The sequence below is a fragment of the Chthonobacter rhizosphaerae genome, from assembly GCF_013839525.1.
In the GTDB taxonomy this organism is placed as follows: Bacteria; Pseudomonadota; Alphaproteobacteria; order Rhizobiales; family Pleomorphomonadaceae; genus Chthonobacter; species Chthonobacter rhizosphaerae.
The window spans coordinates 1-13571 of record NZ_JACDIS010000012.1 but is presented as its reverse complement, the minus strand read 5'-3'; the positions used below and the strand labels follow the sequence as shown (position 1 = coordinate 13571).

The window sequence follows — 13571 nt, the reverse complement described above, 5'->3', positions numbered from 1 at the left end:
GAGCTTGGCGCGCTTTCTATCCCGCACCGGCCGCGGATGAAAGGGAAAAGGCGTCCGGCGCCCCGCCTTCCACCGGCGGCCCCGGGACGAAGAACGGGGGCGCCGGGAGGCTTTCAGCCCCCGCGACGCCCCCGTCGAACAGGCTCCGGCGGACGCCGGGCGGACGCTCAGGCGGCCGTGTTCAACCGGTCCACGAAGGACCTCAGGCTCGCCTCCAGGGAGCGCGCCTGCGCGGCGAGGTTGGCCGAGAGGCTCGTCACCTCGCGGGCGACCCGCTCGGACTCCCCGGCCCCGTCGCGCACCACATCGAGCGAGGCGGTGACCTGGTCGGTGTTGCGGGCCGCCGCCTGGACGCTGGTGGCGATCTCGCGCGTGGCCGCGCCCTGCTGCTCCACCGCCGCCGCGATGGCGGAGCCGATCTTCTGGATGTCGTCGATGGTCCGGGAGATGGACTGGATGTCCTCCACCGACTGCCGGGTGGCCTCCTGGATGGCGGAGATCTGGGTGGTGATGTCCGCCGTCGCCTTGGTGGTCTGGGAGGCGAGCGTCTTCACCTCGGCGGCCACGACCGCGAAGCCGCGGCCCGCCTCGCCGGCCCGGGCCGCCTCGATGGTGGCGTTGAGGGCGAGAAGGTTGGTCTGGTCGGCGATGTCCGAGATGAGCTCGATCACCGAGCCGATCCGCTCGGCGGCGCCCGACAGCCGGACCACCGATTCGTGGGTTCGGCGGGCGCCGGCCACCGCCTCGTCGGACACGGACCGGCTGGTCGCCGCCTGTCGGCCGATCTCGCCGATGGAGGCGTGCAGTTCCTCGGTGGCGGACGCGGACGTGTTGATGCCGGTCGCGGTCTCGTGCTGGAGGTGGCCCATGCCGACGATCTGCTCGGAGGTCCGGGTCGCCTGGGAGTTCATGGCGCTGGCGGTCTTCTCCAGCCGAACCGTGGCGTCGTGAAGGGCGGACAGCATGGACCGGGCGGCCGTGTCGAAGTCGGCGACCGCCTTCTCCACCACCTCCTGGCGGTCCCGCACGCGGGTGATCAGCGTGGTCTGGTAGACAGAGACGGCGAAGTCCATGTCGAGCATGAGGGCGCGGGTCACGGCGCTGATCCGCCGCGCCGCCTTGGCGCCCGACCAGCGGCTGTCGGCGCCGAGGATCTCGGTCATCCGGCCGAGCACGTCGTTGTAGCCTGCGATGTACCAGTGCGGCTCCAGGCCGATGCGCACGTGCGCGGCGCCGATCCGCTGGACGCTCGCCACATAGGCCTCGTCGAAGCGGCCGGAGAAGAGCTGCTCCCAGTGCCGGCTCTGGGCGCCGACGAGGTGCTCGCGGCGGTCGCCGATCATCCTGGCGAGGTGCGGGACCGCCGTCCACCTGTCATAGAACGCCTTCAGGATCGCAGGCAGGTGCGGCTTTATGGTGGACCAGCTCTCCTTGAGGTCCGTCCTGATCGCGTCCGTAAGCCCGTATGCCGCCGGATAGCCCGAGTAGTCCGCCAAATCCGCCATGGAGCCCCCGCACCGATGGGTGTTCATCCTTTTGCAAGACTAATCACCGGAGCGCTTAACAGATCGTTGAAACGCTGATGAGATTCCGAAGAACTAAAATTATTTTATACAAGCGTGATGCGTACACATACTGATGCTGCGATCCATAAGAGCAGTCACCGCCCATCCAAGTCCGGAGGCCCGACGGCGGTTGAGGCCAGCGCGTCCGCGAACGATGAGCGCGGCCCTGGGTCGACCGATGCGAGAGCACTGCACAATGGCGGGATAGAAGGGACAACCACCGTCAAAATCGGCGAAAAGCTGCTGATTGCTCTGCCACAGCCTCCGCTTCGGGCGAAACATGGCCACGACGGTTGAAGTATATGGTACGTCTTCGTTGCAGTGCAGTGACGCTTTCCCAGAACGGCATAAGTTGTCCTGACGGCGTGAGCTGCGCAGAAATCCGGGGTCTACACACCTCCATCTGGGTAATGATCAGTCGAATACACGACAAAAACAGGTAAAAGGCCATCATGCCGCACCTCGCGGTGGTGACAGCGCATCGGGCGTTCTCCATAGTCGGGTGGTCGCGGGGAGGTTCGGAGGGAAGGACCGGGGGGTCCGTTGCCACCGTCGGCGGTTGGCCGGAAAGGCGCGCATCGAGACATATCCCCTCCCCGTTTCGCTCTGAGGGAGGAAAACATGAATCTTGTCACCGCACTTGCCGTCGTCATCGGCGCTCTCGGCGCCGTCGCCACCTATCTGTATCTCGGCCCGCTGGGCGGGCTCGGCCTGGTCATCTGGGCCACGTTCGTCGCCTGGGCGGCGTTCTTCCACAGCGGCGGCGGCGAAGGCGCGCTGAAGAGCAACATCCCGGCCCATGTCTGGGGCTCGCTCATGGCCACCATCGCGTTCCTGCTCATCACCAACGTGTCGATCATCGATCTTCCGACGACCGCCGCGATCTGGGTGGGCGTGACCGTCGCCATCATGATCGCCGGCGCGCACGTGTCGCTGCTGTCCCAGATCCCGTCGGCCGTCTACGGCTACGCGACGACCGCCGCCTATTGCATTCACAAGGGCGTCGATCTGCAGGACGGCCTCGCCTCGCTCGCCGCCGGCGGCCTCGGCGTGAACCCGTTCCTGACGATCTCGGCCTCGCTGATCCTCGGCTCGCTGTTCGGCTACCTGTCCGGCAAGATCGCCGGCGCCCTGGCCAAGTAAGCCGGATCGCTCACACCTCGGCGGAGGGCTGGCGGGAGACCGCCAGCCCTCGGTTGGACTGCTTTTGGCATGGGCAGTTTGCCCGGATTTGAGGCAACCGACCGGACAGAATACATGCGTCGCACGATAGTAATCGACTCGTTCATATTGCGGCGCACAGTGCCTCGGAGAGGCCAACCCCTTGCGGTAAGCGCCCCTCAGTGGAAAAAACGGCGTAAAACCGATTAGATTCTGCCAGGGTTGAATCTGGCCCTTCTTGTGCATTGCGGCATGAGGTCCGCATCACAAGGAGCGCGCCCCATGATCGAGTTGGTCCTGACCGTCTGCCTGATGACCGCCCCCGAAGAATGCCGCCAGGAGCGGATGCCGTTCGAGGGCCCGCTGATCTCCTGCGCGATGGCGGGTCAGTTCGCCGCCGCCGAATGGCTGCAGACCCATCCGAAGTGGTCCCTGTCGCGCTGGCGGTGCGGCCCCCAGGAAATCCGGACCTGAGGGATCGATCCGGACCTATGTGTTCGATAGGGACTTGTGGGTCCGATCCGGACTGACGGGTCCGGCCCATGTCCGACCCGGCGTGTGTCCGTCGCACCCCCTCTCACGGAGGGCGCGGCGTCCGGGCTGGATGCCCACCAGGGCGTGGCGCTCGAACGGAACCGGCGGCCCACGACCGGCGGGACGCGCGAATGCGCCGATTGCAAGCCCGGGCCTGGCCTGCTTGTCGCGATCTCCTTTCGCGGGTCGACACAGACGTCCCGGGCGGAGGCGCCGACCCGGGCCTCCCGCCCCATCCCGTCGGGGTTGAGCATCTCGCGGCCCCGCCCGCATGACGGCCGGACCTCCGTCCGGCTCCTTCCGCCACACGCATGTCATACTTCACAATCGCGTGCGCCGCACCACGGGTCTTGACTCCCGATCACCCATGACGACATATGCGAATGAACGTTCGCTCCACATCCGGAGCGACCTGGATGTCGATCATGCCCCTGTCCGCCACGCCCTCCCCGACCGGCGCCACCTCCCTCCAGGACGAGCGGCGCAACCAGATCCTGGAAGCCGCGCGGGTCTGCTTCGCGCGATCCGGCTTCCACGGCGCCAGCATGGGGCAGATCTGCGCCGAGGCGCGCATGAGCCCGGGGGCGCTCTACCGCTACTTCCCCTCAAAGGACGCCATCATCGAGGCCATCGCGGAGGACGAGCGCGAGCGCGCCAAGTCCACCATGTCGGTGTTCGCGGTGCCCGGAACCCTGGTGGATCGCATCACCAACGTGGGCATGGAATACCTCCGGTCGAGCCGGACCTCCCTCTGCGGCGGCCTGATGGTGGAAGTCTGCTCGGAGAGCATCCGCAATTCCAGCATCGGCGACCGCTTCCACCAGATCGAGGAGGACGTGCGGACGACCTTCGTCTCCGCCCTGCGGGCCAGCCAGGCCGCGGGCGAGATCGATGCGCAGATCGACGTGGAGACCACCGTCATGGTGCTCCTCTCCATCGGCGACGGCCTGATGCTGCGGCTGCAGCTGGAGCCGGAGACCGACATCGACAAGCTGGAACCCTACCTGCGCCGGCTGGTGGAAGGCCTGCTGCTGGCGCGGCCTGACAGGAGCATGCCCGATCATCGACCTGTGACCGGGCCGGATCGGTCCAAATCCGAGCAGCGGGCGTAAGACCCGCAAATTCCACTCCAGTGAAAACGGACGCCACCGCGTCCCCTTCGTTCGAGGCACCTGCCGATGTCCCGCTCACCCATCCTGTCCGCGCTGCTGGGAGCGACGATCCTGATCGCCGCCCCCGCCGCCCCCGCCGCCGCGGCCGATCCGGCGCCCGCCGCCGCGACCGCGCCGAAGCCGCCGGCCATTTCCGTCGTGACCGCATCGCGCCAGGAGATCGTCGCCGAGGCGGTCGTCACCGGCAGCCTCGTTCCGCGCGACGAGGTGGCTGTCGGCGTCGATCTCGACGGCCTTCGCATCGAGGCCTACACGGCCGAGGAAGGCGACACGGTCGCGGCCGGGGACGTGCTCGTCCGGCTGGCCACCGACACGATCGAGATCCAGCTCGCCCAGAACACCTCCCAGGTCGCCCGCGCCGAGGCCGCCATCGCGCAGGCGAAGGCGCAGATCGCCGAGGTGGAGGCGAGCGAGGCCGAGGCCGCCGCCGCGCTGGTCCGCGCCCGCTCGCTGAACGAGAAGGGCTTCACCAGCCAGGAGGTCCTCGACCAGCGGGTCGCGGCCGCCGAGAGCGCCAAGGCACGGCTTTCGAGCGCCCGTCAGGGCCTGATGCTGGCGGAGGCGGACCTCGCGCTCACCCGGGCGCAGCGCGCCGAGCTGGAGCTGCGCCGGTCGAAGACCGAGATCAGGGCGCCGGCCGGCGGCCTCGTGCTGACCCGGTCCGCCAAGGTGGGGTCGATCGTCTCGCCGGGCGGCGGCGCCCTCTACACCATCGCGCGCGACGGCCTCATCGAACTCGACGCGGATGTGACCGAGACGGCGTTGAGCCGGATCGCCGTCGGCATGAAGACGGCGGTCACGCCGGCCGGCTTCGGCGAGCCCGTGGAGGGAAGCATCCGCCTCATCTCCCCGCAGGTCGATCCGGCCACGCGGCTCGGCCGCGTGCGGATCGCCCTGCCGAGGCACGACGCCTTGAAGACCGGCGCGTTCGCGCGCGGCGTCGTGGAGATCGCCCGGTCCACCGGCGTGGTGGTGCCGGTGTCGGCGGTCCTCATCGACGGGAAGAGTGCCACCGTCCAGGTGGTCAAGGACGGCAGGATCGAAACACGGACCGTGACGCTCGGCCTCTCAGGCGACGGCGTCCTGGAGATCCGCGACGGCGTGGCCGAGGGCGAAACCATTGTGGCGCGCGCCGGCACGTTCGTGCGGGACGGTGACCTCGTCACCCCGGTTGCGGCCGTGAACGAAGGGGCGAAGGGATGAACTGGAACATTTCCGCCTGGGCGATCCGGAATCCGGTCTTCTCCGTCCTGATGTTCGTGGTGTTCATGGCGCTCGGCTACGTCTCCTTCATGGGGCTGCCGATCACGCGTTTTCCGAACATCGACGTGCCCGTCGTGGCGGTCACCGTCACGGACAACGGTTCGGCGCCGGCCGAACTGGAGACGCAGATCACCAAGAAGATCGAGGACACGGTCGCCGGCGTCACCGGCGTCAAGCACGTGACCTCCACCATCACCGACGGCCAGTCGACGACGGCGGTGGAATTCCGCCTGGAGATCGACACCGATCGCGCCGTCAACGACGTGAAGGACGCGATCGCCAAGATCCGCGGCGACCTGCCACGCACCATCGACGAGCCCATCATCCAGCGCATCGACGTGGAGAACCAGGCGATCGTCACCTATGGCGTCGCCTCGCCGGGCAAGACGCTGGAGGAGTTGTCCTGGTACGTGGACGACACGGTGGTGCGCGCCATCCAGGGCCTCAAGGGCGTCGGCCGGGTGGAGCGCATCGGCGGCGTGGAGCGCGAGATCCACGTGTCCCTCGATCCGGACAGGCTGCTGTCGCTCGGCATCTCGGCCGCGGCGGTGAACGAGCAGCTGCGCGCCACCAACGTGGACCTGTCCGGCGGCCGCGGCGAAGTGGGCGGCCAGGAGCAGGCGATCCGCACCCTGGCGGGCGCCCGCACCGTGGACGACCTCGCCAACACCCGCATCATCCTGCCGGGCGGGCGCGAGGTGCGCCTCTCCGACCTCGGCACCGTGTCGGACAGCTGGGAGGAGCCGCGCTCCTTCGCGCGGCTGGACGGCGAGCCGGTGGTCTCCTTCTCGGTCTACCGGGCCAAGGGCGCGAGCGACGCCACCGTGGCCGACCTCGTGGCCGCCAAGGTGCAGGAGCTGGAGGCCGCCAATCCCACCGTCGGCTTCAGCCTGATCGACGACAGCGTCCGCTACACCTACGGCAACTACGAAAGCGCCATGCACACCCTCATCGAGGGCGCGCTCCTGGCGGTGCTCGTGGTGTTCATCTTCCTGCGCGATTTCCGCGCCACCATCATCGCGGCGGTCGCCATGCCGCTCGCGGCCATCCCCACATTCTGGGCGATGGACATGATGGGCTTCTCGCTCAACCTCGTGAGCCTCCTCGCCATCACGCTCGTCACCGGCATCCTGGTGGACGACGCGATCGTGGAGATCGAGAACATCGTCCGCCACATCCGCATGGGCAAGAAGCCCTACAAGGCGGCCATCGAGGCGGCGGACGAGATCGGCCTCGCGGTGATCGCCATCACGATGACGATCATCGCGGTGTTCGCCCCGGTGAGCTTCATGGGCGGCGTGGCCGGCCAGTACTTCAAGCAGTTCGGCCTAACGGTCGCGGTGGCGGTGTTCTTCTCGCTTCTGGTGGCGCGCCTCATCACGCCCATCATGGCGGCCTACTTCCTGCGCGACCACGGCCACAGGGAAGAGCGCGACGGCCTCGTGATGCGCGGCTACACCGCCTTCCTGCGCGGCACGCTGCGCTTCCGCTGGCTGACGCTGGTGGTCGGCCTGGGCCTGTTCGGCACATCGATCTGGAGCATGCAGTTCCTGCCGACCGGCTTCATCCCCGCCGAGGACGCCTCGCGCATCGTCGCCTCGGTGGAGCTGCCGCCGGGGTCCAGCCTGGACGACACCCGCGCCACCACGGACGACATCAAGGCGAGCATCGCCGACCTGCCGGAGGTGGACAGCGTGTTCGTGATGGGCGGCACCTCGCCGACCGGCACGCTGGAGGTGCGCCGCGCGGCGGTGATCATCAACCTCGTCCGCAAGGGCGAGCGCGAGCGCAGCCAGCAGGTGATGGAGGACGTGATCGCCGAGCGGTTCGCCGCCATCCCGGACATCCGCTGGTCGTGGGTGAACGAGCGCGGCGAGCGCGAACTCGCCATCGGCATCATGAGCCGGGACGGCGAGGCGCTGTCGGAGGTGTCAGCGGCCCTGGAGGCGGACATGCGGCGCGATCCCATGTTCTCCAACCCGTCTGCGTCGGCCGCCCTGGACCGGCCCGAGATCCGCATCGTGCCCGACCTCGACAAGGCGGCCGACCTCGGCGTCTCGCCCGAGGCCATCTCGCAGACCGTTTCGGTGGCGACCGTGGGCGCCCAGGGCTCCAACCTCGCCAAGTTCACCGTGGGCGACCGGCAGATCCCGATCCGGGTGGAACTCGTCCGTGACTCGCGCGCGGATCTCGCGGTGATCGAGAGCCTGCGCGTGCCGACCGACCGGGGCACCACGGTGCCGCTGTCGGCGGTGGCGGACGTGACGTTCGGCCAGGGTCCGTCGTCCATCAACCGCTACGACCGGGAGCGCCGGGTGGTGCTGGGAGCCGACATGGCGCCCGGATACCAGCTCGGCCAGGGCCTCGAGCGGGTGAAGGAGCTGCCGACGGCGGTCAACATGCCGGCCGGCGTGCGGATCCAGGAGACCGGCGACGCGGAGATCATGGGCGAGGTCTTCTCCGGCTTCGCGGCGGCCATGGGCGCCGGCATCATGATGGTGCTGGTCGTGTTGATCCTGCTGTTCGCCAGCGTGTTCCAGCCGCTCACCATCCTGGCGTCCCTGCCGCTGTCCGTCGGCGGCGTGGTGGCGGCGCTCCTCGTGACGCAGAACGCCGTCTCCATGCCGGTGGTCATCGGCATCCTGATGCTGATGGGCATCGTGACGAAAAACGCCATCATGCTGGTCGACTTCGCCGTCGAGCAGGAGAAGCACGGCGTGCCGCAGTTCGACGCCATCGTGGACGCGGGCCGCAAGCGCGCCCGGCCGATCATCATGACCACGCTCGCCATGACGGCCGGCATGGTGCCGGCGGCCATGGCCACCGGCGAGGGCGGCGAGTTCCGCGCCCCGATGGCGATCGCGGTGATCGGCGGCCTCATCGTGTCGACCGTGCTGTCGCTGATCTTCATCCCGACCGTCTACACCATGATGGACGACCTCGGCCGGCTGGTGGGGCGGATCTTCGCCTGGATCCTCCGTCCGAACGCCGCGGACGAGGACGAACCGGTGGTCGTCGCGCCCCACGGCCCGGCCGTCGCGGCCTTCGACGCGCGGGTGACGCCGCTGCCGGTCCGCCCGCTGCCACACCCGGAAGCGGCGACGCCGATGGAGATGCGTCAGGCGGCGGAGTAAGACGCTCGCTCCGCCTGGCGGAAAACGACGCAGGCCCCCGCGGGCCGACCGGTCGAGCAGACGGCGAAAGGGGCAGCGATGCCCCTTTCGTCGTTTTCAGGCAATGAAAGCCCGGCGCCGTTCGAACAGCGTCGCCCGAGCGGGGTCAGAAGGTCTTGGTCGGGCGCAGCGCCGGCGGCGGCTCCGGGGGCCTGGCGGCTGTGGCGGGGGACCTCGGCGGCTCGGCCCGTTCGCCGGCGCCCGTTTCGCTTCTGGTGGCGCTGTCCGGGCCGGAATTGGCGTTCGGCTGCACTGACGGCTGCGTGGACGGCGCGGTGGTCTGCCGCTCCGAAGCCACGGGCGCGTTCGCCGGATCCGCGCCCTTCCGGGACGGGCCGGCCTGAGGCGCACGGGTCGGCGCGGCGGCGAGAGGCGGCGGCTCCGCAGCCTTGGCGGGCTCGGCCGCGGGCAACGAACCGGTGACGAGTTCGACGTCAGCCCCGGCGCGGGCGTCGGCGATCGCCTTCAGGTCGCGGTCGAGATCCTTGTCCTTGAAGCGGCGGGCGTAGGCCAGGCAGTCGTCCACGATCGGGGTGCAGAGCGTGTCGCGCCCGCGCGGGCCGTCGTTGTCGCCCGCATAGGCGATCCGGTCCACCCGGCCGTTCTGGAACCGGAACTGCACCCGGCACGAACCGGCGGACGACATGTTGAGAGCGGTGTTCGCCGCCCCGAACAGGACCGGCGTCGAGACGGTGAGGCCGTTGCCCTTGGTCTGCTGTTCGTAGCTCCAGACCGTGACGCCGTCCTCCGACGAGGTCCGGTCGGGAAAGCCGGCGCACATGCGTACGTCCTGCTCCCTGAGGCCGACGAGGGCGGTGCGGGCGATCTCGACCGTGTTGAAGTCGTAGTTCGCCGCGCATCCGGCAAGCGCCGCCACGGCGACCGCCAGGGTCACCGCCGGCCGGGCGAAGGGAGGAGGCATGGGTCCTCGGTCCGTCTTTCTCGTTCGACGGCCCGGCGCGTGGCCGGTCGGGCTCAAGGTCCCGTGAAGCCGTCCTCGATCAGCCGATAGGCCCCATAGGCCGTCATCGGCGCCAAAGCGATCAGAGCCATGCTCTGATGGAGCGTCAGGAACACGGCAGCTCCCGTCGCCGCATAGGCGGTCAGCACCGCGAGACTACCGAAGACCACGAAGGCGGTCCACCACAGGCCAAGCAGGGCAACCGTCAACGCGCCGCGGATCACGACCGGCACGACCTCGTCTTTCACGACGTTGATCATGGTGTCCTCGCATTCGATCTCGGGGTGGATCTCGGGGTTGGACAGGCGTCGCGGCACTGGTTTTTGTGCACCGCAACCAAGACGTCAACGACGAACCTAGCGCCGGGTTCCTTCGAAAATTCGGCGGAAATGCGGCTTTTTTGGACTCCCTCGGTCACCGTGCTGAAGCGGAACCGCATCCTTCGTCGCTCGTTCTCGGAACGGGCGGGCGGCGAACGATGGAGGCAACCACATGCGTCGCCTGGAAGCTCTGGACGGTCTTCGGGGGTATTTCCTCGTCTTCATGATGCTGAACCACCTGGTGTTCACCGGGGGGTACCTGCTCGTGAAGGTGAACCACGGCGAACTCGGGTTCGTGCAGGACGCCCAGGGCTTCGTGTTCCTGTCCGGCCTCCTGGTCGGCATGGTCTATGCCGGACAGATGAAGAAGCGCGGCTACGCGGCCGGCGCCGCGAAGATCCGCCACCGGGCGCGGGAGCTCTACGGCTGGGAGCTGTTCTGCCTCGCCGCCATCATGGCGCTCGGCGCCGTTCTCAGCCAGAGCGCCGTGTTCTGGGAGCCTTGGCTCTGGCAGCTCGCCAAGAACGACTGGCACTTCGCCCTGGCGACCGCGACGCTCCTCTACCAGCCGACCTACATGGACATCCTGCCCCAGTACATCGTGTACATGCTGGCGGCGCCGCCGCTCGTCTGGCTCTGCGTCACCGGCCGGTGGCACCTGGTGGCGGTCGGCTCCTTCCTCCTGTGGATGATGGTGCAGTTCGGCGCCCATCTGCCGCTGGCGGACGCGGTCGACGGCGCCATGAAGCGGGTGGATCCGGAGCTTGCCCTGCGCGCGCACTTCAACGTGTTCGCCTGGCAGGTGGTATTCATGAGCGGCCTCGTGCTCGGCGCCCTCACCACCACGCGGCAGATCGACTGGGGCAAGGTGATGGATCCGGCGAAGACCGCCCTCCTCTGGTGCGCCGTCGGCATCCTGGTCTTCTTCCTGGCCTGGCGGCTCGGCCGGACGTTCGAGATCCTGCCTCAGAGCATCGTGGAGCGGATCTCCGCGACCGAGATCCGCGGCGAGTTCAGCCTGCTGTTTGTGCTGAACTTCGCCGGCCTCGCCTACACGGTGGCCTGGCTGATGATCGCCGGCGTGCGGTCCGAGCACGTGGTGCCGCGCAGGATCGGCGAGGGACTGCACGCGCTGTTCAACCTGTCCTTCCTGCGCCTGCTCGGCCGGCATTCGCTGCAGGTCTACGTCTTCCACGTGATCGTGGTCTATCTCCTGAAGGGATTCGACCATCACTTCGGCCCCTTCAACGAGGCGACCAAGACCGCGATCGCGCTCCTGGCCATCGCCTCCATGGCGATCCCGGCGCTCTGGCGAGAGGCCCGCGCCGCCCGCGCGACCGCCACGCCGGCCGGCCGCCTGGCCTGATCGGCGCCGCCGCCGTCAAGGCTTCGCGTGAAGGCCCGCAGCCCGCCCCGGCTGCGGGCCTTCTCGCGTCCGAGCGGCCGTCCGAACCTTTTCATGGACTTAGCGGTGGTCACCCCGCCCCATCCCGGCGATTCGCCGGGAGTTTCGACTTAATCGAGTTATGTTTCGCTTGACCTTCGTTTCCTTTCACTTATGCTCCCACCCAAGCAGCAAACAGAAAGCAATATGCTGCAGCGCAAAAAGGGGAGCCGGCGGCGATGGCCGACGTGGACGTTCTCATCATCGGAGGCGGCATCAACGGCTGCGGCATCGCCCGCGACGCGGCCGGCCGAGGCTACTCGGTGATGCTCGCCGAGAAGGACGACCTCGCCTCCGGCACGTCCTCCTGGTCGACCAAGCTCATCCACGGCGGGCTGCGCTACCTGGAGCACTACGAGTTCCGCCTGGTGCGCGAGGCGCTTCAGGAGCGCGAGGTGCTGTGGCGCATGGCGCCGCACATCATCTGGCCGCTGCGCTTCGTGCTGCCGCACGCCAAGGGCCTGCGCCCGGCGTGGCTGCTGCGGACCGGGCTGTTCCTCTACGACCACCTGGGCGGCCGCAAGCTGCTGCCGCCGACCCGCACCCTCGACCTCACGAGCGATCGCACGGGCAAGCCCCTGAAGGGCGGCCTGCGCCGCGGGTTCGAGTATTCGGACTGCTGGGTGGAGGACAGCCGCCTCGTCGCGCTGAACGCCCGCGACGCGGCCGATCGCGGCGCCACCATCCTGACCCGCACCCGTGTCGCCGGTCTCGCCCGCGCCGGCGAAGGCTGGCGCGCGACCCTGCAGGGGCCGGACGGCAGCCGCACCGTGACGGCGCGCCTCGTCGTGAACGCGGCCGGACCGTGGGTCGACGACGTGCTGCGCACGGCCGCCGGCCGCAACGACGCCCGCAACGTGCGCCTCGTCCAGGGCTCGCACATCGTGGTGCGCAAGGTGTTCGACCACGACCGGGCCTACATCTTCCAGAACGCGGACGGGCGGATCATCTTCGCCATCCCGTACGAGACCGACTTCACCCTGATCGGCACCACGGACAGGGACTACACCGGCGATCCCGGCAAGGTGGCCATCACCGAGGAGGAGACGGCCTACCTGCTGGCGGCCGCGAGCGAGTACTTCGTCAAGGAGATCCGCCGCGAGGACATCGTCTGGACCTACTCGGGCGTGCGGCCGCTGTTCGATGACGGCGCCTCGAAGGCCCAGGAGGCGACTCGCGACTACGTCCTCAAGGTGGACGGCGAGGACCAGGCGGCGAAGCTGGTGAACATCTTCGGTGGCAAGATCACCACCTATCGGCGGCTCGCCGAAAGCGTGATGGAGAAGATCGAGGCGGTGCTCGGCGCCCGGGGCAAGCCCTGGACCGGCACCGTGCCGCTGCCGGGCGGCGACTTTCCGGTGGAGGGCTTCGACGGCCTCGTCGGCGCGCTCCGGGCGGCCCACCCGGGAGTCTCTCCGGGGATCGTCCGGCGACTCGCCCGTGCCTACGGGACCAAGGCGCGCGACATTCTCGGGACCGCGCGCACGGACGCCGACCTCGGCCGGGCCTTCGGGGCCGGGCTGAGCGAGGCGGAGGTCCGCTACCTGGTCGGGCGCGAGTTCGCGGTGTCCGCCGACGACATCCTGTGGAGGCGCTCCAAGCTGGGCTTGCGCTTCGACCGGACCGGCATCAAGGCCCTGGACGACTACCTGTCCGGCGCGGCGGCCGGACACGCGGCCCACGCCGCGCAATAGCCAAAAGGCGCGGGAGCGGTTTTCGAGTCTTCCGTGACTGATGGATGCAAGTAGATAAATGAGAGAATGATCGGTCTCGCGGGACCGTGAGAACAGACCGGACCCGGGCTTCGAGGAGGAAGCCGGAACCGGCCGAGGGGAGGACGATGCTGGAACTCGTCGACGTCACCAAGGTGGTGGGCGCGGAGACCCATATCGACAGCGTCTCGATGACGCTGTCGAAGGGGTCGATCAACGTCCTCCTCGGACCGACGCTGTCGGGCAAGACGAGCCTGATGCGGCTG

General features: G+C 68.6%; 10 protein-coding genes and 1 pseudogene. 8 read left to right on the top strand and 3 right to left on the bottom strand.

What is annotated here, in order from left to right:
- Window positions 1-167: 167 nt before the first annotated feature.
- Entirely contained in the window at window positions 168-1505 is a 1338-nt protein-coding gene (locus HND91_RS18260) for a globin-coupled sensor protein (protein WP_181708048.1), read from the bottom strand.
- A gap of 681 nt (window positions 1506-2186) precedes the next feature.
- Here HND91_RS18260 and HND91_RS18255 point away from each other — a divergent pair.
- From HND91_RS18255 to HND91_RS18235, 5 genes are all read left to right on the top strand, one after another.
- Window positions 2187-2708: a DUF1097 domain-containing protein gene (locus HND91_RS18255; RefSeq protein WP_181708047.1), complete on the top strand. Its 522-nt coding sequence runs from the start codon at window positions 2187-2189 to the stop codon at window positions 2706-2708.
- Window positions 2709-3008: 300 nt separating this feature from the next.
- A complete protein-coding gene (locus HND91_RS18250; protein ID WP_181708046.1) occupies window positions 3009-3200 on the top strand; it encodes a hypothetical protein in 192 nt (63 codons plus the stop codon).
- Window positions 3201-3676: 476 nt separating this feature from the next.
- Window positions 3677-4372, top strand: a complete 696-nt coding sequence (locus HND91_RS18245; RefSeq protein WP_246329569.1) for a TetR/AcrR family transcriptional regulator — start codon at window positions 3677-3679, stop codon at window positions 4370-4372.
- A 66-nt stretch (window positions 4373-4438) separates the two neighbouring features.
- Window positions 4439-5635, top strand: coding sequence for an efflux RND transporter periplasmic adaptor subunit (locus HND91_RS18240; protein WP_181708044.1), 1197 nt, complete (start codon window positions 4439-4441; stop codon window positions 5633-5635).
- Window positions 5632-8829 carry an efflux RND transporter permease subunit gene (locus tag HND91_RS18235; RefSeq protein ID WP_181708043.1) on the top strand — a complete coding sequence of 1066 codons (3198 nt, stop codon included), beginning with the start codon at window positions 5632-5634 and terminating at the stop codon, window positions 8827-8829. The genes HND91_RS18240 and HND91_RS18235 overlap by 4 nt, the downstream gene beginning before the upstream one ends.
- Before the next feature lie 145 nt (window positions 8830-8974).
- On the opposite strand, the gene HND91_RS18230 is transcribed toward HND91_RS18235, so the two are convergent.
- Together HND91_RS18230 and HND91_RS18225 are read right to left on the bottom strand one after the other, a co-directional pair.
- The gene (locus HND91_RS18230) at window positions 8975-9790 is read right to left on the bottom strand and encodes a hypothetical protein (protein WP_181708042.1); all 816 of its coding nucleotides are present in this window, start codon (window positions 9788-9790) and stop codon (window positions 8975-8977) included.
- A 53-nt stretch (window positions 9791-9843) separates the two neighbouring features.
- A complete protein-coding gene (locus HND91_RS18225) occupies window positions 9844-10089 on the bottom strand; it encodes a hypothetical protein (RefSeq protein WP_181708041.1) in 246 nt (81 codons plus the stop codon).
- A gap of 232 nt (window positions 10090-10321) precedes the next feature.
- Between HND91_RS18225 and HND91_RS18220 the strand changes: the two genes are divergently transcribed.
- The 3 genes and pseudogenes from HND91_RS18220 to HND91_RS22885 form a co-directional block, all read left to right on the top strand.
- Window positions 10322-11515: an OpgC family protein gene (locus HND91_RS18220; RefSeq protein WP_181708040.1), complete on the top strand. Its 1194-nt coding sequence runs from the start codon at window positions 10322-10324 to the stop codon at window positions 11513-11515.
- Window positions 11516-11772: 257 nt separating this feature from the next.
- Window positions 11773-13287, top strand: coding sequence for a glycerol-3-phosphate dehydrogenase (gene glpD / locus HND91_RS18215; protein ID WP_181708039.1), 1515 nt, complete (start codon window positions 11773-11775; stop codon window positions 13285-13287).
- A gap of 146 nt (window positions 13288-13433) precedes the next feature.
- Window positions 13434-13571: pseudogene (locus HND91_RS22885) on the top strand (ABC transporter ATP-binding protein); the annotation flags it as partial.

Bases quoted from the DNA above. Each gene is read 5' to 3' on its own strand.
- HND91_RS18260 (WP_181708048.1), bottom strand. From the start codon at position 1,505: ATGGCGGATTTGGCGGACTACTCGGGCTATCCGGCGGCATACGGGCTT.
- HND91_RS18255 (WP_181708047.1), top strand. From the start codon at position 2,187: ATGAATCTTGTCACCGCACTTGCCGTCGTCATCGGCGCTCTCGGCGCC.
- HND91_RS18250 (WP_181708046.1), top strand. From the start codon at position 3,009: ATGATCGAGTTGGTCCTGACCGTCTGCCTGATGACCGCCCCCGAAGAA.
- HND91_RS18245 (WP_246329569.1), top strand. From the start codon at position 3,677: ATGTCGATCATGCCCCTGTCCGCCACGCCCTCCCCGACCGGCGCCACC.
- HND91_RS18240 (WP_181708044.1), top strand. From the start codon at position 4,439: ATGTCCCGCTCACCCATCCTGTCCGCGCTGCTGGGAGCGACGATCCTG.
- HND91_RS18235 (WP_181708043.1), top strand. From the start codon at position 5,632: ATGAACTGGAACATTTCCGCCTGGGCGATCCGGAATCCGGTCTTCTCC.
- HND91_RS18230 (WP_181708042.1), bottom strand. From the start codon at position 9,790: ATGCCTCCTCCCTTCGCCCGGCCGGCGGTGACCCTGGCGGTCGCCGTG.
- HND91_RS18225 (WP_181708041.1), bottom strand. From the start codon at position 10,089: ATGATCAACGTCGTGAAAGACGAGGTCGTGCCGGTCGTGATCCGCGGC.
- HND91_RS18220 (WP_181708040.1), top strand. From the start codon at position 10,322: ATGCGTCGCCTGGAAGCTCTGGACGGTCTTCGGGGGTATTTCCTCGTC.
- glpD (WP_181708039.1), top strand. From the start codon at position 11,773: ATGGCCGACGTGGACGTTCTCATCATCGGAGGCGGCATCAACGGCTGC.